The 23251-nt window shown below is 61.8% G+C and carries 18 protein-coding genes; 1 reads left to right on the top strand and 17 read right to left on the bottom strand.

Going from position 1 to position 23251, the window contains the following annotated elements; all coding sequences use genetic code 11:
• Nucleotides 1–48 precede the first annotated feature (48 nt).
• The 5 genes from AB3X95_RS10985 to AB3X95_RS11005 form a co-directional block, all read right to left on the bottom strand.
• A complete protein-coding gene (locus tag AB3X95_RS10985; RefSeq protein ID WP_368621326.1) occupies nucleotides 49–2529 on the bottom strand; it encodes an RND family transporter in 2481 nt (826 codons plus the stop codon).
• Nucleotides 2530–2541: 12 nt separating this feature from the next.
• Entirely contained in the window at nucleotides 2542–3606 is a 1065-nt protein-coding gene (locus tag AB3X95_RS10990) for a YCF48-related protein (RefSeq protein ID WP_368621327.1), read from the bottom strand.
• 127 nt (nucleotides 3607–3733) lie between these two features.
• Nucleotides 3734–5095: a DUF1329 domain-containing protein gene (locus AB3X95_RS10995; RefSeq protein ID WP_176122706.1), complete on the bottom strand. Its 1362-nt coding sequence runs from the start codon at nucleotides 5093–5095 to the stop codon at nucleotides 3734–3736.
• 145 nt (nucleotides 5096–5240) lie between these two features.
• Entirely contained in the window at nucleotides 5241–6590 is a 1350-nt protein-coding gene (locus AB3X95_RS11000; RefSeq protein WP_309234957.1) for a DUF1329 domain-containing protein, read from the bottom strand.
• A 14-nt stretch (nucleotides 6591–6604) separates the two neighbouring features.
• Nucleotides 6605–8302 (bottom strand): DUF1302 domain-containing protein, encoded by a 1698-nt coding sequence (locus AB3X95_RS11005; RefSeq protein WP_368621328.1) that lies wholly within the window; start codon nucleotides 8300–8302, stop codon nucleotides 6605–6607.
• 1372 nt (nucleotides 8303–9674) lie between these two features.
• On the opposite strand from AB3X95_RS11005, the gene AB3X95_RS11010 reads away from it, so the two are divergent.
• Nucleotides 9675–10334 (top strand): TetR/AcrR family transcriptional regulator, encoded by a 660-nt coding sequence (locus tag AB3X95_RS11010; RefSeq protein ID WP_176122707.1) that lies wholly within the window; start codon nucleotides 9675–9677, stop codon nucleotides 10332–10334.
• A gap of 99 nt (nucleotides 10335–10433) precedes the next feature.
• On the opposite strand, the gene AB3X95_RS11015 is transcribed toward AB3X95_RS11010, so the two are convergent.
• From AB3X95_RS11015 to AB3X95_RS11070, 12 genes are all read right to left on the bottom strand, one after another.
• Complete coding sequence (locus AB3X95_RS11015) at nucleotides 10434–11663, bottom strand: cytochrome P450 (RefSeq protein WP_176122708.1); 1230 nt, start codon at nucleotides 11661–11663, stop codon at nucleotides 10434–10436.
• 71 nt (nucleotides 11664–11734) lie between these two features.
• Nucleotides 11735–12868, bottom strand: a complete 1134-nt coding sequence (locus AB3X95_RS11020; RefSeq protein WP_368621329.1) for an acyl-CoA dehydrogenase family protein — start codon at nucleotides 12866–12868, stop codon at nucleotides 11735–11737.
• A 9-nt stretch (nucleotides 12869–12877) separates the two neighbouring features.
• The gene (locus AB3X95_RS11025) at nucleotides 12878–14086 is read right to left on the bottom strand and encodes an acyl-CoA dehydrogenase family protein (protein ID WP_176365490.1); all 1209 of its coding nucleotides are present in this window, start codon (nucleotides 14084–14086) and stop codon (nucleotides 12878–12880) included.
• A gap of 138 nt (nucleotides 14087–14224) precedes the next feature.
• Complete coding sequence (locus AB3X95_RS11030) at nucleotides 14225–15094, bottom strand: MaoC/PaaZ C-terminal domain-containing protein (protein ID WP_368621330.1); 870 nt, start codon at nucleotides 15092–15094, stop codon at nucleotides 14225–14227.
• A 22-nt stretch (nucleotides 15095–15116) separates the two neighbouring features.
• Nucleotides 15117–15923, bottom strand: a complete 807-nt coding sequence (locus tag AB3X95_RS11035) for an enoyl-CoA hydratase (protein WP_176111371.1) — start codon at nucleotides 15921–15923, stop codon at nucleotides 15117–15119.
• Nucleotides 15924–15939: 16 nt separating this feature from the next.
• Nucleotides 15940–17106: an acyl-CoA dehydrogenase family protein gene (locus tag AB3X95_RS11040; RefSeq protein ID WP_368621331.1), complete on the bottom strand. Its 1167-nt coding sequence runs from the start codon at nucleotides 17104–17106 to the stop codon at nucleotides 15940–15942.
• 34 nt (nucleotides 17107–17140) lie between these two features.
• Nucleotides 17141–18295: an acyl-CoA dehydrogenase family protein gene (locus tag AB3X95_RS11045; protein ID WP_176365488.1), complete on the bottom strand. Its 1155-nt coding sequence runs from the start codon at nucleotides 18293–18295 to the stop codon at nucleotides 17141–17143.
• Between the two features lie 31 nt (nucleotides 18296–18326).
• Nucleotides 18327–19526: an acyl-CoA dehydrogenase family protein gene (locus tag AB3X95_RS11050; protein WP_176365487.1), complete on the bottom strand. Its 1200-nt coding sequence runs from the start codon at nucleotides 19524–19526 to the stop codon at nucleotides 18327–18329.
• A 42-nt stretch (nucleotides 19527–19568) separates the two neighbouring features.
• Nucleotides 19569–20711 carry a CaiB/BaiF CoA transferase family protein gene (locus tag AB3X95_RS11055; RefSeq protein WP_368621332.1) on the bottom strand — a complete coding sequence of 381 codons (1143 nt, stop codon included), beginning with the start codon at nucleotides 20709–20711 and terminating at the stop codon, nucleotides 19569–19571.
• 3 nt (nucleotides 20712–20714) lie between these two features.
• A complete protein-coding gene (locus tag AB3X95_RS11060; RefSeq protein WP_176111376.1) occupies nucleotides 20715–21569 on the bottom strand; it encodes an SDR family oxidoreductase in 855 nt (284 codons plus the stop codon).
• A 44-nt stretch (nucleotides 21570–21613) separates the two neighbouring features.
• Nucleotides 21614–22423, bottom strand: coding sequence for an enoyl-CoA hydratase/isomerase family protein (locus tag AB3X95_RS11065; protein WP_368621333.1), 810 nt, complete (start codon nucleotides 22421–22423; stop codon nucleotides 21614–21616).
• A gap of 17 nt (nucleotides 22424–22440) precedes the next feature.
• Nucleotides 22441–23247, bottom strand: coding sequence for an enoyl-CoA hydratase/isomerase family protein (locus AB3X95_RS11070; protein WP_176122719.1), 807 nt, complete (start codon nucleotides 23245–23247; stop codon nucleotides 22441–22443).
• Nucleotides 23248–23251: the final 4 nt, after the last annotated feature.

Here is a 23251-nt window from a genome sequence, read left to right on the forward strand (position 1 = left end):
TGCTGCGAGGCGGTGCCGCGCGCAACGCGCGGCACCGCCACATACCCGCTACCGCAGCGTGACCTCGCCGCTACAAGCTTCGACGTTCGCCGAACCAGCCGCTCCCCCCCTCGCCACCGCCTTGCGCGAAATTCCCTGCAGAAGGAAATGCGACAGCGCCGGGATCAGGATCAGCGCACCGATCATGTTCCACAGGAACATGAACGTTAGCAGGATGCCCATGTCGGCCTGAAACTTGATTGGCGAGAAGGCCCATGTCACAACGCCGGCAGCCAGCGTCACGCCGACCAACGCCACGACCTTGCCCGTGAACTGCACCGCATGACGATAAGCTACGCGCAGCGGCTGCCCCGCACGCTGATACGCGAGCTGCACGCTCAGCAGATAGAGCGCATAGTCGACGCCAATCCCCACGCCCAGCGCGATCACCGGCAGCGTCGCCACCTTCACGCCGATGCCGAGCTTGACCATCAGCGCCTCGCACAGCACCGAAGTGATTCCGAGCGGCACGACGGCCACCACGACCGCGCGCCAGCTGCGGAACGTGATGAAGCACAGCAGGATCACCGCCGCATACACCATGAACAGCATGGTGCGGTTCGCTTTCGCAACGACCACGTTCGTCACTGCATCGATGCCGGCCGAGCCGGCAACCATCAGGAACTGGTGATCGGCGTCGCTATGTTCTTTCGCGAATGCCTCCGCCGCCTCCATGACGCGCGAGAGCGTCGCCGCTTTGTGATCGGTCAGATACGCGATCACAGGCGCGGTGCCGCAAGTTTGGCTCAGTAGGTCCGGATGATCGAGCAGGATCTGCCACACCGTCTTGTTGACGATCGATGGCACGCGGTCGACCGTGTACCACTTCGGGTAGCCCTCGTAGAAGCCCGCCGTGACCCAGCGCGCGAGGCCACCGACCGAAGTCGTCGTCTGCACGCCCGGCACGTTGCGCAGCGTGGCTTCGAGTCGGTCAGCCTCGAGAACGAGCGGGAAATTGTCGGCGTCGCAAGTGCCGTGCGACGACTTGCCAACCACGACGAAGAGATCGCTCGACAAGCCGAAATGCGTGTTGACGTAAGCGTTGTCGAGGTTGTAGTGCGAGTCTGGACGAAGCTCCGGCGCGCCCGAATCGAGGTCGCCGATCTGCAGATGCTGACTGATCGACCAGCCGAACACCGTGAGTGCCGCCGCGCAAACGATCGCACCCACGGCCCAGCGGCGTTCGGTGAAGCGGTCGAGCAGGTTCCAAAGCGCGCCGGCCGACGAGGTGCCGCGCGCCTCGTTCTGTTCGCCGCGCACGCTGCGTCGTGCCGCTGACGGACTGACGCCAATGTATGAAAGCAGTACCGGCAGCAGCAGTAGATTCGTGAACACGAGCACGCCCACGCCAACGCTCGCCGTGAACGCCAGATCCTTGATGACCGGAATGTCGATGACCATCAGCACCGCGAAGCCAACCACGTCCGCGAGCAACGCCGTGAGACCGGCGAGGAAAAGTCGCCGGAACGTGTAGCGTGCCGCCACGTAGCGATGCGTGCCACGCCCGATGTCCTGAGTGATCCCGTTCATCTTCTGTGCGCCATGCGATACCCCGATGGCGAAAACGAGGAACGGCACCAGCACCGAATAGGGATCGAGCACATAGCCGAGCGAACGAATGATGCCGAGCTGCCAGACTACGGCGATCAGCGAACATGCCACCACCAGCAGCGTGCTGCGATAGCAGCGCGTGTACAGAAAGATCACGCCGAGCGCGATCGCCGCGGCCACGCCGAAGTACATCGCCACCAGCTTGAGGCCGTCGATCAGGTCGCCGATCAGCTTGGCGAAGCCCACCACGTGCACGTGCACCTCGCCGTGACCCTCCTTCTTGATGACCTCGTCGATCTGGTGCGAGAGCTTCGCGTAGTCGAGCGCCTTGCCGGTATCGGCATAGTGATCGAGCAGCGGCAACTGGATCATGCTCGAATGCTGATCATTCGACACGATGCTGCCCACGATGTTTGCGCGCGCTACATTCGTGCGCAGCTGTGCGATGCCCTGTGCGGACGCGTCGAAGCCGTCCGGCATCACCGGGCCGCCCGCGAAGCCATTCTCCGTGACCACGTTCCAGCGCACGATCGGCATCCAGATCGACTTCACGCCAGGACGGTCGACGCCCGGAATCAGGAACAATGCATCATTGACGCGTCGCAGCGCGGCAAGATACTTCGGATCGTAGATGTCGCCCGAGGGATTCTCGACGACGATCCGCAGCGAATTGCCGAGCCCTTTAAGGTCCGCCTTGTTGGCGAGATAGTTCTTGATGTACGGATGCGACAGCGGAATCATCTTCTCGAAGCTCGCATTCACATCGAGACGCAGCGCCTGAAACCCTAGCACCGCCGTGATGATCGCGCAGATGACGATGAGCCAGGGACGGCGGTTGAAGATCAACCGTTCAAGCGCGTTGCCTGAACGTGAATCGAACTGGGCAAGATCCGCCACAACGGGCATCTTGTCGAATTGGGCATTGTTGCCGCCAGCCATGTCTGCTCCCTTTTAGTTCGACTTCGACAATGTGATCCGCGACAGGCCGGCCGCACCAGCCAGCACCGCGGTGTCGCCGCGCAACGCCATCGCGAAGATGCCGCCCGGCTGGCTCGCGCGAAGTTTTTGAAACGTTGCCCCCTGATCGGCGCTCTCGAGCAGCTCACCCGCCTGGGTCGCGAGAAGAAGGTGACCGTTCGGCAGTTCAGCCGACGCCAGGATGCTCGCGCCGGTCGGCAGCGTGATCTTGTCCCAGGTCGCTCCGCTGTCGATGGAGCGATATGCGTTGCCGAGCAGACCGTAGACGATCAACGCGTTGCCCGTGGAAGCGAGACCGAAGAGACTGCCCTTCGAGGGCGTAGGCACCGCGACGAAACGCTGCTTGCCCGGATCGAGCTTGAGCAGCAGCCCCTGTTCGCCCACGATATAAAGCGTCCCGTTGATACGGCGCATTGCATGCAGGTTCAACGCGTTGGGATTGTCGACGCGATCGAACCAGGGCACCCAGTTCTTGCCGCCGTCGTCGGTGTGGAAAATGATGTTGAACGAGCCGATGACCCACCCCGAACGCTCATCATCAAACCAGACGTCCAGGAAAGGACGTCCCCCCTTGTCTGCTTCGAAGCGCTCTGCCTCTTCGCGCGACGCCTTCAGATCGGGTGAATCGCCCTGCTGCTTCGCGTAGTAGGCGCTCATCAGCTTCGCCGCCTGCTGGCCGTCGAGCTGCCGTGTCCAGGTATTGCCGCCGTCGGTGGTGTGGAGCACCTGGCCGTCGTGTCCGACCGCCCAGCCGAGCGCGGCCGACTTGAACGTGACAGCGACCAGATCCGAACTCACCGGCACCTGGACCTGGCGCCAGTGCATGGCCATGTCGTCCGAGACCAGAATCGCCCCGCGCGGGCCTACCGCGACCAGACGCTGTCCGGCCTGGGCCAACGCGATCAGCGGTTCATGCGCGGCCTGCAGGTTGATCACGGCAGGCGAACGCATCGGATCGGCGAATTCGGCATGGACCGACCCGCTGGCGGCGCATGCCGCCGCGACGAGTGCCAGCCAACGAAACAGGGTATTGCGCATTGTGTCTCCTTCACAGTAACTGGCGATCGGTCACGCGAACAGTCCTGGATTTTTATGAAACTTATCTGTGCGCCATGCGATACCCGGCATCGCGCACGTACTGCGCCTTTCCTTGCACCTGTATCGGCTATCGCACGCCGGTCGACTGCATATGCTCAGGTGTAAAGAAGTCCTTCGTGAAGCTCGTGTTGAACATGATCCCAGGCGAGTCCGCCGGATGGCTGCCGAAAATATAGATGCCGCTGTTGAAGTCGTAGAACCAGTTGCCCAGCGAATACGGCACCTTGTAGTCGTACGCAGGCGCCGTGGTCTCGAAGCCACCCCGATACAGCTTGCCCGACTGGTCATAGGCGTCCATCATTCCGCCGCCACCGTCCTCGTCGAAATAGACCGTCTTTTTGCCATACACGTGACGCGAGCCCTGCTTGAGCGTCAAGTCGACGACCCACACGCGGTGCAGTTCCCAGCGCACATGATCCGGGCTGACGAAATGCGGCGTCAGGATCTTGCTCGCCGGCGTTTCGTACTGTTGCTTGTAGTCGTTGTATGGGATGTACATCTCTTTCTTGCCGACGAGCTTCGCGTCCCAGCGATCGATGCGTCCGTAGAACAACTGGATGTCGTCCATCGTGATCGCGCCCGAATAGCCGGGGTTCGGCGTGTCGTAGGCAAGGTCAGGCGCCACGCGCACGCGGCGCTGACCGGGGTTGTATTCCCACGATTGCTGGTTGTGATCGGCCGTATCGGTGAAGAACCAGTAGAGCGTGGTGTCGCCGATCATTCGCGCCGGTGCAACGAAATCGTTGTTGATGTATTGCCAGATGGCGAGACCGCCCTTCTTCCTGAATTCGCCTTCCTGTTTCAGATCGAAATATGGGTAGTACAGTGAGCTCTTGAATTGCGCGGCGAGGATCGGCGTGCCTCTCGAATCAACCAGCCACGTCTTCACGTTGTTGCGCTGGGCCGTACCCACATAGCGCAGTTCCCAGTTCCACAATGCTTCCTGACCGTTCTTCGGCACCGGGAACGGCTTGCCGCCAAACGCACCGGAAACGAACAGGCCATTCTTTTCGAGCTTCGCGTTCTGCGCGTTCTTTTCCGAATTCTCGAGATACCAGTCCGGATACGACACCGAGCGATGCGTCGGATAGACGTCCATCCGATAGGTCGGATAACGCTTGAACAGCTCGATCGAACTCGCGCTCAGCTTGTCCGCGTACTGCTGATAGTTCTGGTTAGTGATTTGCAGCACTGCCTTCTCACCCGGAAACGGGTCTGCCCACTTGCCAGAATCTGCCTGGAATCCCGTCGGAAACTGTGTGATACCGCCTGTGTAGGCGGGAATCGTCCCGTCCTTGTTCCCGGCGATTTCGGCCCCGAAAGGCGTGATCCCGTTTTCGATCGCATTCGACATCGGCGCGGCGCAAATTGCTGCAGCAAGCGCGAACGCGTTAATCAACAGCCGGTGCTTCTTCAAAACTGTCTCCATCACTTTCCAGATTGATCCAATACCAAAAGCAACCACACTACTTTCGATGCGTGCGACTCGATCCAGCCACTGCTGGTGAGACGTCCCGCCAGGCAAGCCGGGCGGGACGTCTCACTCAATACCTTATCCTCGACTCAGCGCGCAATTAGCGCACACCCGCAGATTGCATACGCTCCGGCGTGAAGTAGTCGTTCGGGAAGCTCACGTTGAACATGATCCCCGGCGACTCCGCCGGATGGCTGCCAAAAATATAGATGCCGCTGTTGAAGTCGTAGAACCAGTTGCCCAGCGAGTACGGAACCTTGTAGTCGTAGGCGGGCACCGTGGTTTCGAAGCCACCGCGATACAGCTTGCCCGACTGGTCATACGCGTCCATCAGTCCGCCACCGCCGTCCTCGTCGAAATACAGCGTCTTCTTGCTGTAGATATGACGCGCGCCCTGCTTGAGCGTCAGGTCCACGACCCACACGCGGTGCAGTTCCCAGCGCACATGATCCGGATTCACGAAATTCGGCGTGAGGATCTTGCTGGCAGGCGTATCGTACTGCTGCTTGTAGTCGTTGTACGGGATGTACATTTCCTTCTTTCCGACCAGTTTTGCGTCCCAGCGGTCGATCTTCCCGTAGAACAGCTGGATATCGTCCATCGTGATCGCGCCGGAGTAGCCGGGGTTCGGGGTGTCATAGGCGAGATCGGGCGCCACGCGCACGCGGCGTTGGCCCGGGTTGTATGCCCACGATTGCTGATCGTGATCGGCCGAATCCGTGAAGTACCAGAAGAGCGACGTCTCGCCGATCAGACGGGACGGTGCAGCGTAGTCGTTATAGACCTGATACCAGATCGCAAGGGGACCCTTCTTGCGAAACTCCGCTTCATACTTAGGCTCGAAATACGGATAGAGCAGCGAACTCTTGAACTGTGCAGCAAGAATCGGAGTGCCTCTCGAATCGACGAGCCACGTCTTCACGTTGTTTTTCTGGGCCGTGCCCACATAACGCAATTCCCAGTCCCACAACGCTTCCTGACCGTTCTTCGGGACCGGGAACGGCTTACCGCCGAACGCGCCCGAAATATAAAGGCCATTCTTTTCGAGCTTGGCGCTTTGCGCGTTCTTCTCCGAGTTCTCGAGGTACCAATCCGGATACGAAACGGAGCGGTGCGTCGGGTAGATGTCCATCCGGTAAGTCGGATAGCGCTTGAACAGTTCGATCGATGCGGCGCTCAGCTTGTCGGCGTATTGCTGATAGTTCTGGGCCGTGATTTGCAGAACAGGCTTTTCACCGGCAAAAGGGTCCGCCCATTTCCCGGAGTCGGGCTTGAAGCCGGCCGGGAATTCCTTGATGCCGCCCGTGTAGGCGGGAATCGTGCCGTCCTTGTTGCCAGCAATTTCCGCTCCGAACGGGGTAATCCCGCTCTCGATTGCCAGCGTATAGGGTGAAGCCCAAACTGCGGCGAGTATCGCCAGCGCCTTAAGAAGCTTTGGGAGTCTTTTCACAGGTGCCTCCATCATCAAAACGTTGTCTGATAGGTGATGCCGATCCACGACTTGTCGCTATACGGTGCGCCGAGTGCCGTCGCGGCTCCCGCCGTTGAGTACCCCTTCTTGTTCATGTAATACGTGTAGGTCACGTTCACCTGGTGCTTGTTGTAAATCGTGAAATCAAGCCCGACCACGAATGTGTTCTGCCCTTGTGCTTCGGCCGCTGGCGTAATGACCGAAGAGTAGCCCTTCAGATTCAGATTGACGAACAGTGGCATCGTCAGATCGACCCCCGGGAACACCTGATACCACTGCGGGCTCGCACCAATGCCGATTCCGGCCCAGAAGCGCGTCGAGCAGTTGTTGAAGGGATTGTTCCCCGATGCCGAGCATTGGCCGGTCGTGTCATAGCTGGAATTCGCAAAGTTGCCCGCGTTGTGTGTCACGCTCAGCAGCTGGTTGAACGCGAATTCAGCCTGAAGGAACATGTTGTCCCACAAGGGCGTCTTGCCGAACGACTGCGTGACGTTCAGCAGACCGTGCAGCGTGCGACCCGTCGGCGCGTCGTTGACCGTCGTGGTATTGACGGCTGTGAGCGGCATGTTCCAGCGATACGACAGTTCGCCCGCCACTGCCGCGTTGCCGATCGCGCTGTTGAAGCCAGCGCCGATCAGGTTCACGTTGTTGCCGTACTTCGCCGTCACACCGGGCAGGTTGAAGCCAGGGAAGAGTTGCGGTCCGGCACCCGGGAGCAGCACCGCCGCCCATGGCATCTTCATGGCGAAGTGGCGGTACGTGAATTCATAGGTCGTTGCGAGCGAATCGACTCGCCACTTGCCGTTCAGGCCGATGTCGCCTATCTGACCTTTGGTCGGCGCGATGCGAGGAATCCCGAACGTGCCCAGCCCCGGAATGGTTTCGTAGCTGGCGATCGGAGGGCCGTAGAGGATCGGATCCGCACCGCCGAAATAGGTGCCGCCTTCAGGCAGCCGGTCGTGATTCCATTCGAACGTGTACTGTGCGCCGAGGGAAATCGTGTCGGTAATGTTCGCCGTCACGGCGGCCTGAGCCGTCGGCAACACGATTTCCTTGAGCGAAGCGCTCGGGCTCTGCGTCAGCTTCATCAGGTCGAGCGGCTGTTGACCGATCGCCACCGAGTTCGCACCACCCAGCGTAGCGAACGCCGACTGCCCCCAGGTAATCGCCGTCCGGCCGAGCTTGACGTTTACAGAGTGACCACCGAGGTCGAAGGTGTTGAACACGAACGCATCACGCAGTTCGGCGCTTGGCCCCTGATAGTACTTCTTGATGTAGCTCGTGTACTCGTTGTTCGGATAGTTCGGCAGAAACGCCGGATTGCTCGTATTGTGATTCTTGAACGTCGGGTCGTACCACGCGTCCATGCTGATGCGGAAGCCGGACGTTTCCTTGTACTTGAAATCGAACTCGCTGTAGAGGTTCAGCATTGCCTGGATCGTGCTGAACTTCGGCGTCGACAGATTGCCTTCATCGAACGTCGGACTGCTGGTGTAAAACTGGTCCGGATTCTGCAGCCGGATGCCGTAGTCCGCGCGCACCGTGTTGTCCCATTGCATGTCGATGTCCGGGTTCGGCACATCGAAGTGGAATGCATTGGCGTTCGCGCTCCACAACCCGCATGCCGCGGCGATACAGGCGGCGTGTACGCCAAGGCTGATCGCCCTTGGCTTAAGACTCTTCTGTTTCATGCGTCTCCTCTTGTCTTTGTCGAACTGCCGCAGAAAAGGCCAAGGCCGTTGGACTGCCGCAGATTTAGCAATGAAGCGAAACCGGCCTCCCCCACCTCATCAGCATCGCGTTTCAGATCCCTCCTACCGCATCACCAGAATACGAATGCTGTTCGCAAAGATAAACGCTCGAAACTCGACTGTCAACGCTCGCCCACCCCTACGTGATGCATTTTTTCGAACGCCGTTCGAGATTCGGGGTAAACGTGGGTTTGAGATCGGTGACGAATTTGAAGCGATGCGCGCGTGACCCGGGCACGCATCGGTGCCGGATACGTGCCCAGTGCGTCGCGCCAACGAGATGCCGGCGACGCTTGCATTGACACGGCATCCGCCTCGCCTGCGAGGAATGGCGACGCAAACCATAGGTGGCTTCCTGGCAATCCGCGAGAGCGGATCATGAATCGATCTGCAGGCCGCACGCAGCCGGGATTTTTCGGCTCGAGTCCGGTACGCGGTGCAGATCAGGGACGAGGTAGTCTTTCGTCTGTCACTTCGAACGCGAAAGGAGGACGAATCGCGGAAGCAGCCGAAAACGCTTGTGCGATTGGGTCAGTTTCCCTGGAAGTGCATCCATATATATTCTGACCACAAATCGCGACAAGACAAAATTCCTTATCCCGCGCCTGGGCAGAAGTGCATTTCTGGTTTTCGGGGAGGCGGTGGGAACACTCGCCAGGCTCCGTCGTCGTGCCGGAAGAAGAATATCGCGAGGGACCTCTCCGAGGCAGACGACCGCGCGAGCACACACCTCGTCTGACTCGAATTTGCGAAGGTACATCGGGTTACGTGCACCGGGGTGGTCGCAGTTGGCGCGAGCCACTTTTCGATGAGCGAACGCAAAGAACTTTCTCCACGCTTCATGTCCTGCTCCTTCAACCGCCCCGTGTGCGCCGCTGGCAATCGCTGCCACGAACGCAAAAATTGGCGACCTTGACCGGCCCGGCCTGACAGCTGCGAATCTCCGTTCCGGCTTCCGACGCTGCGAGAAAAATCTGCTTCTGCCGTAATGTGTCGTTTGACTAAATACTAGTGGTCAGCCGACCCATTATCAAGCCCAAGTTGCACCAGGGGAAATGCTGGTATGGACAGAACCACGCTGCAGTGGAGTACGATATGTGATGCAGCAATTAAATGGATGAGACGCCATCTGAAAGTAATTAGTCGATGGACGAATTTTTATTCGTCAGCTGACTATCATCAGATCAAAAAGTCGCGGCTGGCCGATCAGGATCGAGCGATGCTCGTTCAAGTGGGGAATGATCTGCAGGTTTGCATATCCGGGACTGACAATGCGCACGACAGGCAGCAGACGCGAAGGAGAGCACAACAGATGAAAGACCTGACTATCTCATCGGCAGATCTAGACAAGACGGCGGAAGACGGACCAAGACGGCGAGGGAATCGAACCACCCGCGTGCCCGCCATCATCGAAGTGGCGATCGAGGTCTTTGCATCGGAAGGTAACGCTGGGTTCACCCAACGCCGCATTGCCAGCGACGCGGGAATCCGACTGAGGACCTTGCAGCACTATTTCAGCACCCGCGAAGAACTATTGCGGGCCACGATCGAGGCATTTACAGATCGCTATTTCGAACACTATCGGACGATCGCAGAAGACAAACGGCGGCCACCGGAGACCCGCTTGGAAGTCATCGTCGACGAGGCGTTCTCCGTACTGACGGCGCCCGGCGGTCAGCGCGTTAGCGCGTTTGTTCTGGAAACGTGGAGTCTGGCGGAGCACGAGCCCGTCTTGCATGCGTTGATGGCGAAAACCACCGCGGATTTCCAGGCTTTGCTCGCGGAACTGATCGCACAGATAAACCCGACCTTGGCGGCGAGAGAATGTACGCTGCGCGGTGCGCTGCTCCTTTCACATCTTCAGGGCCTCGTCGTCTATCTTCGCCGGGCCCACACGAACACACTCGATGTCGACTCGTTCCGTCACGCCATGAAGGTTGTCTGGCGCGCGCTGAGCAAGGCATCGCCATAGAACGAGGCGCGGGCGATATGACGGGCGTACCGAGCCGTAGATAGTCTTCTACAGACGCCCATGGTCACAATGGCCTGCTAAGGCCATCGCAACCGTTCTTCAGCGCGCCACGTCCCAGACAAGAGGTAAGTGGTACAGCGTGCCGTTCACACCTCCGTGGACACCGGCCTTCTCGCCAGGCTTGATCTGGAAATCGGGAATCCGCTTCAGCCATTCCTGAAGGAAAACTTTCAACTCCACGCGCGCAAGGAACGAGCCGGGACAACGATGCGCGCCATTGCCGAACGTCGAATGGATCGGCGTGGGCCGAGTGAAATCCACCGTCAGCGGATCGTCGAACTTTCGCTCGTCCAGACCGTGCAGCGTGGTCGGCATGACGATCATGTCGCCCGCCTTCATCTGCACGCCCTTGTATTCGAAGTCGTGTGTGATCCGCCGCCCTTGATTCACCACCGGGAAGCGCCGCAGAAGCTCGTCCACGGCCTTCTGCGTCAGTTCGGGGTTGTCTATCAGCTGCTTGCGGTGGGCCGGGCTGCCGGCGAGGAATCGCGCGATAAAACCCATTGCCGAGGCAACCGTGTCGAGGCCGCCAATCAGCACGAGACCGCAAAGCCCGCGCACTTCTTCGTCGGTGAGCGCACGCCCGTCGATCTTCGAATGGACGATCTTGCTGATCAGGTCGTCACCCGGATTCGCGCGGCGCTCCGCGATCTTCACCCCCAGGTACTGAAAAATCGCACCGAGCGCCTTGAGCTTCTCGTTGGCATCGACCGGGCGGACCATCTTGTCGGCGAGGCCGAGCAAGTACTCGCGATCCTCGGCGGGCAGCGCCACCATGTTCATGAAGATGCCGATTGGCAGATGCTGCGCAAACCCCGATACGAATTCCACCTCGCCTTTGGGATAGAAACCCTCGATCAGTTCGATCGCCATTTCGCGCGCCTTCTCCTCGAGCTTGCCGATTGCCTGCGGCATGAACGCAGGCGCGATCAGCGCGCGATAGGCGGTGTGCTGCGGAGGATCGAAGAAGATCGGCGGCAACGGTTGATGCTCGACCAGCGGCACCGTCAGCTGCTTCGACGAGAAATTCTCATAGTCCTTGAGGATGTGATAGATGTCATCGCCGCGCGTTGCGATCCAGTGTCCGCCGTTTCGCGGTGTCCACAGAATGTCGGGAATGCCTTCGGCGTGCAACTGCTTGAGCGACAGATGATAGTCGTCCTCGGCACCCGGCGGATTGTAGATATCGATGTCGAACACACGTTCAGGCAATACGTGCGGTGGAATTGGCGCGAGCTCCGGAGCCGCGCCATGAGCAGCTACTGACATCTGTTGTCTCCTTTTTCGAATCGACCGGTATCGGCGGTCGGGACCATTCTGGGTCGTCGGGAAAACTGCGATTACAGGAACGCTCCGTACAGTTCGAGATGGTGTTCGGTGTTTCCCCAGGTCATATCGATGCAGGTGAGCCGCTTCACGTACCACCCCACCGCCAGTTCGTCCGTCATGCCCATCCCGCCGTGCAGTTGTATTGCTTGCTGTGCCACGAAGCGCGCACTACGGCCGATCAGCGCCTTGGCGGCTGTGACTGCACGATGGGCTTCGCGGTCGTCGTCCTCGCCGAGCTTGGCGGCGGCAAAGTAGACGATCGATTTCGCCTGCTCTACCGCGGTCAAAATATCGGCGGCGCGATGCTGCAGCGCCTGGAATTTACCGATCGGCGAACCGAACTGCTTTCGAGTGCGCAGGTATTCAAAGGTCAGTTCGCTCAACCGCGACATCGCGCCGACCGCTTCCGCGCACAGCGCAAAAATGCCTTGATCGACCGCCCACTCGAGCAGTGGGTAGCCCTGATCGACCGTGCCGATCACAGCCTTTGCATCGACGCGCACGTTCTCCAGCACCACCTCGGCGACTCGCTGGCCATCGAGTGTGGGAAATCCTCTGACGCGGGCGCCTTGGGTTCGCGCATCGACGGCGAAGAGTGTGATGCCCTGCTGATCGGTCTGCTCGCCCGCGGTACGAGCCGAAACCAGCAGAATGTCCGCACTGTCGCCGTGCAATACGACGCCCTTCCGTCCATTCAGGATGAACCCGTCACGCGTGGTCTCGGCCCTCGTCGCAACATTCCACAAATCGAAACGCGCACCGGGTTCGAGCGTCGCCAGCGCAGTCTTCAGGCTGCCGTCGGCAATGCCGCTCAGCAACTCGGCCTTGCGCGCCTCGTGTCCTGCGCGCCCGATCAGCTTCGCGCCGAGCACCGCGGTCGAAACAAACGGCTCCAGTACGAGTCCACGGCCGAAGGCTTCCATCACGAGCATGGTCTCGACCGGCCCCGTGCCAAGGCCGCCATGATCCTGGGGCACGTTCAGTGCCAGCACGCCCATTTCGGCCAGCGTAGTCCAGTGCGCAGCCGACCAGCCCTCGGGCGTAGCGGCGAGACGGCGTCGCGCCTCGAAGTCGTATTCCTTTTCGACGAAACGGCCGACCACGTCGGCCAGCATCTGTTCCTCTTCAACCAGCGTGAAGTCCATGGCGTGTCCTCAGATGCCGAGCGCCTGCTTGGCGATAATGTTTTTCTGCACTTCCGTCGAACCGCCGTAGATCGAAATCTTGCGCCAGTCCAGGTAGTGCGCGGCCAGCGCGTTGAGCAGCTCGCCGTTCGCGGTTTCGCCCTGCCAGTCCGCCTCCAGCGCCTCGCTTACAAAAGGCACCGCATAGGGGCCTGCGCACTCCATGATCAGCTCCGTAAGCTCCTGCTGAATCTCCGAACCGCGGACTTTCAGCACCGAAGCTTCCGGTCCGATCGGACGTCCCGCGGTTTCGGCCGAGACGACGCGCAGCAGCGACCATTCGTGCGCGATCAGATCGATTTCCACCCTGGCAATGCGATCGCGAAAGCGGACGTCCTCGATGAGCGGCTTGCCGTGCTTACGCTCGGTGCTGGCGATCTCCTTCAGACGTCGCATGAAACGCTTGCAGTTGCCAAGCCCCGCGATGTTGGTCCGCTCATGGCCGAGCAGATACTTCGCGATCGACCAGCCGCGATGCTCTTCACCGACGAGATTGCTCACCGGCACTTCCACGTTATCGAAAAACACCTCGTTGACGTCGTGGCCGCCGTCGAGCGTGCGGATCGGTCTGACCGTGATGCCGGGCGTCGACATATCGATCAGCAGGAACGAGATGCCTTCCTGCGGACGGCCGCTGCCATCCGTGCGAACCAGGCAGAAAATCCAGTTCGCCCACTGGGCAAACGAAGTCCAGATCTTTTGGCCGTTGACCACGTAGAACGACTGACCGTCGCGCTCGACGCGGTCCGCACGCGTCTTAAGCGACGCCAGATCGGAACCCGCCCCCGGCTCGGAGTAACCCTGACACCACCAGTCCTCCATCGAGACGATGCGCGGCAGAAACCGTTCGCGCTGCGCGTCGGTGCCGAACTTCTGGATCACAGGTCCGACCATCGAAAGGCCAAACGGCATCTGGCGCGGCGCGCCGGCGGTAAAGCATTCCTCGTCGAAAATGTTGCGCTGCGCGGCATTCCAGGCGGCGCCGCCGAATTGGGCCGGCCATGCAGGTGCGCCCCATCCGTTCCCGGCCAGAATGCGTTGCCAGCGCACATAGTCTTCGCGCGGCACATGGCGGAAGTTCAGCACCCGTTCACGAATGTCGTCGGGCAAATGCGTCGCTACGAATTCGCGCACCGTGGCGCGAAATTCCTTGTCGGCGGGGCTCTCTTTCAGGTCCATTTCAGCCTCCCGCCGGGCCGCCCCAAGGGAGGCTGAAGCCCCCCCGGGGGGCCGCGAACAACAGTGAGCATGGGGGTCGTTTCATTTCAGGCTCCAGTCGCTGCCCGGCAAAGCACGTCGGCGTTGCCGGGCGCGGTGTCAGGCAATTTCCACGATGCCGTTGTTCAGCACCACCACGTCGCGCGCGTCGACGCGCGCGCGCAAATGCAGGCGCGTGTCACTGTCCCGCCAGAACTGGAAGCGCACTTCTTCGCCGGGGTACACCGGCGAAGTCAGGCGCAACGCCAGTCGCTTCAAGCGCGATGCGTCGTTGCCCGCGAACCTGCGAATCGCCGCGTAACCCGCCATACCGTAGGTCGCGAGGCCGTGAAGAATGGGACGGCTGAAGCCGGCCTTCGACGCTACCTCCGGGTCCGCGTGCAGCGGGTTCGCATCGCCCGAAAGGCGGTAGATCAACGCAGCATGGGCACCGGTCGGGAACACGTATTCCGCATCCGGCGCTCGCTCGGGCACCGCCGGCAGCGCTTCGGGCGGCGCGTCGCTCGCGCCCGACTCGGCGCTGAACCCGCCGTCGCCACGCAGAAAGGACACCTGCCGGACTTCGGCAAGCTGTTCGCCCGTCGAGGCGTCGATGATGTCGCGCTTGAGTTCGACGATCGCGCCTTTGCCCGCGCCTTTGTCCGAGATGCGGCTCACCCGCGTCTTGCTGACGATGGTCGCCGCCACCGGCATCGGGCGCACGAAACGCACGTCCTGCTCACCATGCACAAGCTTCAGATAGTCGATGCCGGTGCGCGGGTCGCGCATCCACGATTTCGGCCATGCGAACGCGGCCGCGCAGGTCGGCATCGCTTGCAGATCCTTTTCGTACACGTAGCGCAGCTGTTCGGTGTCCAGCGGGTCTGCGCCCAGCCCGAGACCCAGCGAATACAGCATCACGTCGCGCTCGCTGTACGTCTGCGTAACATCCTCGATCGGCCAGTTCTTGACGACTTCGTAGTTCAGCATGAGGTGATAGTCCTATGTGTGCTCAGTGGTCCGTGAAGTTGGGCTTGCGCTTTTCGAGGAAGCTCGCCATGCCTTCCTTGTAGTCATCGCACTGGTTGGCGATCGGCATGTCCAGTCCGGCGTACATCACCGCCTCGTGGGGCGTCTGGAATGGCACCTCCCAGACCTGCTCCTTCATGATGCGCATCGAGCGCGGCGAGCAGTACTCGGCCATTTCGCGCGCGTAGGCATAGGTCTCCTCGACGAGCTTGTCGGCCGGGATTGCCCGATTCACGAGTCCCATCCGTTCGGCTTCACGTCCCTTGATCTTGCGTCCCGACATCAGCAGGTCGAGCGCGTGCGCCTGGCCGACGTGGCGCGCGAGTATCCAGGCCATGCCGTATTCCGCGGTCAGGCCCCGGCGCGCGAATGCCGTCGTGATGGTGGCGTCTTCCGACGCAAAGCGGATGTCGCAAAAGAGCGCGTGGATCAGGCCAATGCCGACCGTCGCACCGTTGAGCATCGCGATCACCGGTTTCGGGATGGCCGGATAGTACGAGCAGCGCGTCTGCCAGTCGGCGCGCTTGCGCATGTCGAACGGGCGCGGCAGCTTCGTCATCAGCGCGGCCGGGTCGCCGCCGAAGCTGTGGATATCGCCGCCCGCGCAAAATGCCTTGCCCGCACCGGTGAAAACGATGACGCGCACGCCATGATCCGCGCCCGCCGCCTGCATCGCCTCGTACACCTCGGTCGCCACCTGGTCGTTCCAGGTGTTCATGTGTTCAGGACGGTTCAGCGTAATGGTTGCGATACGGTCCTTGACGTCGTACAGAATGGTCTCGAAGCGCATGAGATCCCTCCAAAGCTCAGAATGAACGCGGCAGGTCGAGCACGTGCTCGGCGACGTAGGACAGAATCAGGTTCGTCGATATCGGCGCCACCTGATAGAGACGCGTTTCGCGGAACTTGCGTTCGACGTCGTATTCGCAGGCAAACCCGAAACCGCCATGGGTCTGCAGACAGGCATTGGCGGCCTTCCACGAAGCCGTGGCCGCGAGATGCTTCGCCATGTTCGCTTCCGCGCCGCACGGCTGATGATTGTCGAACAGCTCGCAAGCCTTGTAGCGCATGAGGTCGGCCGCGCGCACGTCGATGTATGACTCGGCAATCGGAAACTGGATGCCCTGATTCATGCCGATCGGCCGGTCGAACACGATGCGCTCGCTCGCGTACTTCGATGCGCGATCGACGAACCAGTAGCCGTCGCCGATACACTCGGCGGCGATCAGTGCGCGCTCGGCGTTGAGTCCGTCGAGGATGTACTTGAAACCTTTGCCTTCCTCGCCGATCAGGTTCTCTTCAGGGATTTCCAGATTATCGAAGAACAGTTCGTTCGTCTCGTGGTTGACCATGTTCGGAATCGGTCGCACGGTCAGGCCATTGCCGATCGCCTGATGCAGGTCCACGAGGAAGCACGACAGCCCATCCGACTTCTTCTTCACGTCCGACAGCGGCGTGGTGCGCGCGAGCAGGATCATCATGTCCGAGTGCTGCACGCGTGATATCCACACCTTCTGGCCGTTCACCACGTAGCGGCCGTCTTTTTTTACAGCATTGGTCTTCAGCTTGGTCGTGTCCGTTCCGGTGGTCGGCTCGGTCACGGCCATCGATTGCAGACGCAACTCTCCGCTCGCGATCTTCGGCAGGTATTTGCGCTTTTGCGCTTCCGAGCCATTACGCAGCAGCGTATTCATGTTGTACATCTGGCCGTGGCAGAACCCGGAGTTGCCGCCGTTGCGGTTGATCTCCTCCATGATCACGGACGCCTCGGTCAACCCGAGGCCGGAACCGCCATACTCCTGCGGAATCAGCGCAGCCATCCAGCCGGCCTTCGTCAGTGCGTCGACGAAGGCCTCCGGATAGACGCGCTCATCATCGATACGGCGCCAGTACTCGTCCGGGTACTCCTTCGAGAGGTCACGCAACGCGTCGCGCAGTTCCTGATATTGATCGGGTTTGGAAATTCGGCTCATGAATGGATTCCGTTTGCTTGGCTGGACGCGCGGCTCACGCTGCTGCATCGATCAGCCCGCCAGCATTGGCGAGCTGGGTCAGATGATGTTCGGTCGAACCGAACTGGATATCGATCACGCTCAGGCGTCTCAGGTAGTGGCCGATCTTGCACTCTTCGGTCATCCCGATGCCGCCGTGAAGTTGCACGCCTTGCTGACCGACGAAACGGCCCGAGCGTCCGATCTGCACTTTCGCCGCGGACATACTGCGATCGCGTTCGGCCGCATCCGGCTCCTCGCTCATCATGGTCGCGAACAGCGCCATGCTGCGAGCCTGCTCCACCATGACGAGCATGTCGACCGCACGATGCTGGAGCGCTTGAAACGATCCGATAGGCACGCCAAACTGCTTGCGGACCTTCAGATACTCGACCGTTTCTTCGTGCGCGGCGGCCATTGCGCCCACGGCTTCCGCGCTCACCGCCGCGATGGCGTGCGCAACGACCGTTTCGATCAGCGGCAACGCGGCGCCCGCCACGCCCAGCACGTCGCTATCCGCAACGCGCACGCCGGACAATTCGATGTCTGCCGCGCGCAACCGGTCTTGCGTCGGATACGAGTGGCGCGTCACGCCCGCCGCGTCGCCCCTCACCACGAACAGACCGATGCCGTCGCGCTCGCGTCTGCCGCCCGACACGCGCGCCGACACCACCAGAAGATCGGCGCTGCCGCCGTGCAGCACCACGCGCTTGGCGCCGTCGAGCACCCAGCCGTCGCCTTCGTGCCTTGCGGTGGTCGCAACGTCCGCGAGGTCGTAGCGCGACTGCGCCTCGCTGTGGGCGAACGCCATCTGCAGCTTACCCTGCGCAATCTGCGGCAGAATCGCCGCACGTTGCGCCGCGTTGCCGCCGAGGCGCACGAAGCCGCCGCCCAGCACGACCGTCGCAAGATACGGTTCGACTGCGAGCCCACGGCCCAACGCCTCCATCACGATCATCGTTTCGACCGGGCCGCAGTGACTGCCGCCGTATTCCTCGTCGAACGAAAGGCCCAGCAGACCCATGTCGGCGTAACGCGCCCAGAGCTCCCGGCTGAAACCGTCAGGCTCAGCGAGATACTTCGCGCGCTGCTCGAAGCCGTACTCGTCCTTGACGAGCCGCTCGACGCTGTCCTTGAGCATGCGTTGCTCATCGGTGAAATCAAAGTCCATATCTGATGCTTCTCCGCAGTTCGCCGGTCGCTCAAAGTCCGAGTACGGACTTGGCGAGAATGTTCTTCTGAATCTCGTTGGAGCCGCCCACGATCGAGACGTGGCGCGCGAAGTAGTGATTCGGCGCGATCGTGAGCCCCCATTCGGGTTCACGAACCGGATCGCCAAGCCCGCGCAGGAAGTCGAGATCGAGCGGCAAGGCGTCCGGCCCTGCGACCTCGAGGAGCAATTCAGCCGCGAGTTGCTGCAGCTCCGAACCCTTGATCTTCAGGATCGAAGTCTTCGGGTCGGGCACGTGGCTGTCCTGCGCGCTGCTTTCGGCGATCACGCGCATCTGCGTCATTTCCAGGGCCTTCAGCTCCACCTCGACGGCCGCGACACGTTCGCGAAAACGCGGGTCGTCCCACAGCACGCCGTCGCCGCAGGGCACGCGCTTCGCAAGATCCTTCGCATGACGCACGCGCATCTTCGAAACGCCCACGCGCGCGATGCCGCTGCGCTCGTTGCCAAGCAGATATTTCGCGTAATCCCAGCCCTTGTTTTCCTCGCCGATCCGGTTCGCAACCGGCACGCGCACGTTGTCGAAGAACACCTCGTTGGTTTCATGGTGGCCGTCGATCGTGATGATCGGGCGCACGGTCAGGCCCGGTGTCTTCATGTCGATCAGCACATACGAGATGCCCTGCTGCTTCTTGCCGCTCGAATCCGTGCGCACGAGACAGAACATCCAGTCGGCGTGATGCGCGGTCGAAGTCCACAGCTTCTGCCCGTTGATCACGTAGTGGTCGCCGTCGCGGACCGCCTGGGTTCGCAGCGCGGCCAGGTCCGAACCGGCGCCGGGCTCGGAAAACCCCTGGCAGAACCAGTATTCGAGGCTCGCGATGCGAGGAAGGAAATGGCGCTTCTGCTCTTCGCTGCCGAACGCGATCAAAACCGGACCGATCATGTTCACGTTGAACGACAGCGTCTCGGGCGCCGGCGCCATGTGCAGCTCTTCCTTGAAGATGTACTGCTGCACCGCGCTCCAGCCCGTGCCGCCCCACGCCTTGTCCCACGCGGGAGTTGCCCAGCCGCGCTCGTACAGAATGCGCTGCCAGCGGCGCAGGTCGGCCGCCGAATAACGCTGCCCCAAGGTCGCCTTGCGTCGAATGTCGGCGGGCAGCGCTTCCTTGAAGAAGGCTCTCACCTCATTGCGGAACGCCAGCTCTTTGTCGGTATATCGCAGATCCATGAGTGTCTCGTTTCGTCTTGATGGGTCGCCTGACGGTGCGGATCAGGCCAGCGTTCCCGCTTCTTTCAGCTCGCCGATGCGGGCCGGATCGAGCCATGCGGCCAGCGCGGCCTCGACCGTGGACGCGTCGGGGGCCTCGGGCGGCGTCGGCTTCGCGGGCACGGTGGCGGAAAAGCGTGGCGCCGGCGCGGGCTGCACGATGCCGTCGACTTCGATGAACGTGCCGCGCGCCTTCAGATGCGCATGCTCGGGCGCCTCGGTCCACGAAAGCACGGGAGCAAAACAGGCGTCCGTATGCTCGAGGAGAGTCGACCACTGCTCGCGCGTGCGGCTCTTGAACTTGAGCGCGAACAGCGCGCGTGCCGCGGGCCAGTTGCTGGCGTCGAGCTGCGTTCCCAGCGTTTGCGGATCGATGTCGAGCAGGCGAAGCAGTTCGACATAGAACTTGTCCTCGATAGGGCCGACCGTGATCCACTTACCATCCGCGCATTCATACACGTCGTAGAAGTGCGATCCCGAGTCGGTGACATTCGTCCCGCGGCCGTCACGCCAGATGCCGGCGGCCTGCATGCCGAAGAACGTGGTGGCGAGGTTCGCCGTGCCATCGACGATTGCGGCATCCACGACCTGCCCGGCGCCGCCGTTGCGCGCATGCAGCATCGCCGAGAGCAGTCCCATTGCCAGGTACAGCGACCCGCCCGCATAGTCGCCGATCAGATTCAGCGGTATCGACGGTGGCTGGTCGCAGCGGCCAATTGCGTTGAGTACGCCGGTGATCGCGATGTAGTTCAGGTCGTGCCCGGCGTACCGCGCGAGCGGACCTTCCTGGCCCCACCCGGTGATGCGTCCGTAAGCGAGCTTCGGATTACGTTCGAGGCAGACCTGCGGGCCCAGCCCGAGTCGTTCGGTCACGCCCGGCCGGAAACCTTCTATCAGTGCGTCGGCACGCTCCACCAGACTGAGCACGAGTTCGACGGCCTCCGGGTCCTTCAGGTCGAGCGCAATCGTCTTTCGGTTACGCAGCAACAGGTTGTAGCGCAGCGGACGCTCGATACCGAGCTTGACCGGCTGGCGACGCTCGATGCGCAACACCGTGGCACCCAGATCGGCGAGCAGCATCGCCGCCATGGGCCCCGGCCCGATGCCCGCCAGCTCGACGATTCGAACTCCTGCAAGCGGCCCCATCGTTCACCCCTTGCGAGCGTGGGCGCGCATCGCGTCCCATTGCTCGTCGGTCCAGTCCTGCATGGCGCGGAAGGTCGGACCGCCCACGCCCTGCATCCAGCGGCCGCCGTCGATCACGATCATGTCGCCGGTGATGTAGCCGGAGCCATCCGACGCCAGATAAGCGTACAGATCGGCAAGTTCCGTGTGATCGCCGAAGCGCCGCAGTGGCACCGAGCGCTCCTGCGGCTCGACCTGCGAGCCCGGCGGGTACAACTGCTCCCACGCGCCCGGCGTCGGGAAGAGTCCGGGCGCCACCGCGTTCAGACGAATGCCCTTCGGGCCCCACTCGACCGCGAGGCTCCGGGTCATCGCCAGAACACCCGCCTTCGCCGCGGCGGACGGCACGGTAAAGGCCGAGCCCGTCATCGTGGGCGTCGATACCGTGCTGATCACGTTGCCCGGGTGACCCGCGTCGATCCAGCGCTTGCCCGCCGCGATCGTGCAATAGAAGCTGCCGTGCAGCACGATGTCGAGCACCGCATCCACTGCCCGCGCCGACAGGCTTTCGGTGCGCGCGATGAAGTTGGCCGCCGCGTTGTTCAGCAACACGTCGAGCGGACCGTCCCGCCAGATCGTGTCCATCATCGACTCGACGGACTCCGCGCTGCGCACGTCCGCCTGCACAGTCGTGACACGGGCGCCCGGCACCACGCCGCGAAACTCGTCGGCCGTCGCGTCCAGCACTTCCTTGCGGCGACCACAGATGACGAGTTCGGCGCCCAGTTCGAGGTAGCGTCGGCCGATACTCTTGCCAAGGCCAGTGCCGCCTCCGGTGATGAGAATTCGTTTGTTCTTCAGCAGGTCGGGCGTAAACATATGCGTTGAACTTCCAGTAGAGACAGCAACGGAGAATGGCAGCGTCAGGCGCCCGTGAAAACCGGCTTGCGTTTTTCCATGAAGGCCTTTACCGCCTCCGTGTGGTCGCTCGTTTGACGGGTCAGCGGATTGAGGTCGGTTTCGAGGCGGCATGCGTCTTCGATCGAATTGCCCGCGTTGACGAGGCTCGCCTTCAGGAGCGCGAGCGTCACTGGCGGATAGCTCACGAAGCGCGCCGCGGTCTCGATCGCCGCATCGAGCACGCCGCCGCTTGCGGCCACCTCGCTGACGAGGCCGAGGCGGCGCGCCTCGGCGGCGTCGATCACATTGCCCCTGAGCATCAGCTCACGCGCCTTGCCGCCGCCGATCTTTTGCGGCAGCGTCCACAGAATGCCGGTATCGGGCAACAGTCCAACCTTGCTAAAGGCACACGAATATTTCGCTGTATCGGCGCTTACCACGACATCGCATGCGGCAGCTAGCGACACCCCCGCCCCGTAGCACGCGCCCTCTACCGCCGCAACGACGGGTTTCGTGCCCGTATAGATCAGCTTGAAAAGACGCACGCCCACGGCGATGCGCTCACGAAGCGCCAGCAGCGGTGGCGTGGCCGCGTGCATTTCGGACAGGTCGCCGCCCGCGCAAAAATGTCCGCCCGCGCCCGTCAGCACGATCGCGCGGGTATCCGGGTCGTCGTGCATCAGCCGCTGGAACACCTCGGTCAGCGCGAGACGCATCTTCATGGAGAACGCGTTGCGGCGCTCGGGATAGTTCATCGTGACGATGGTCACGTCGCCTTCGCGGCGTAGCTGCACGATCTCGTCCGCAGCCTTTTCTTCCTGCTCGATACTCATCGCATTGCTCCCCGCGCTCACTCGCCCGTGAAGACCGGTGTGGTCTTTTCCATAAACGCCTTGCAAGCAGCCTGATGGTCTTTCGACTGCCGCAGGATGGGCTGAAAGTCGATCTCGGCTCTCAGCGCGCCTTCCATGGTCGTCGCGGCGTTGGTCAGCGCGTCCTTCAGCAGCGCCACGCCGAGCGGCGGCAGCTCGGCGAGGCCGCGCGCCACTTCGATTGCCTTCGCGCGCGCAGTACCCGGCTCGACGACTTCGTTCGCAAGGTGAATCTTTTTGGCCTTGTCTCCGTCGATCTCGGTGGCGAGCGAAAGCATCTCGCGCGCGCGAGCCATGCCAATGCGTTTCGGCAGCGTCCACAGAATGCCGGTATCGGGAATCAGACCTACACGCAGAAACGCCGCGCAAAACCGCGCGGTCGAAGCCGCGACGACGTAGTCGGTCGCCACCGCGAGCGACAGCCCGGCGCCGAACGCCACGCCTTCCACCGCCGCCACGACCGGCTTCGGTCCAGCCTGCATTTCCCGCACCACGACGCACGACTCCGCCAGAATCTCGCGGCTTTGCAGGATCGTGCGCTTCGTCATCTCGGAGATGTCCGCGCCCGCGCAAAAGTGCTCGCCCGCGCCCGTGAGGACGATTGCGCGCGAATCCGCATCGTCGACCATCAGCCGATGCATGGTGTCGCGCAGCAACTGGCGCATCTGGCGTCCCATCGCGTTGCGGCGCCTGGGATTGTTCAGCGTCACGACCGCGACGGGTCCCTCGCGGGTCACCTCGATCTGCGACGTCACTTCGTTTTCTGCCGTTTGTTTTTCGCTCATATCG

This window comes from Paraburkholderia sp. BR13444 (assembly GCF_040948755.1).
GTDB classification, from domain to species: Bacteria; Pseudomonadota; Gammaproteobacteria; order Burkholderiales; family Burkholderiaceae; genus Paraburkholderia; species Paraburkholderia youngii.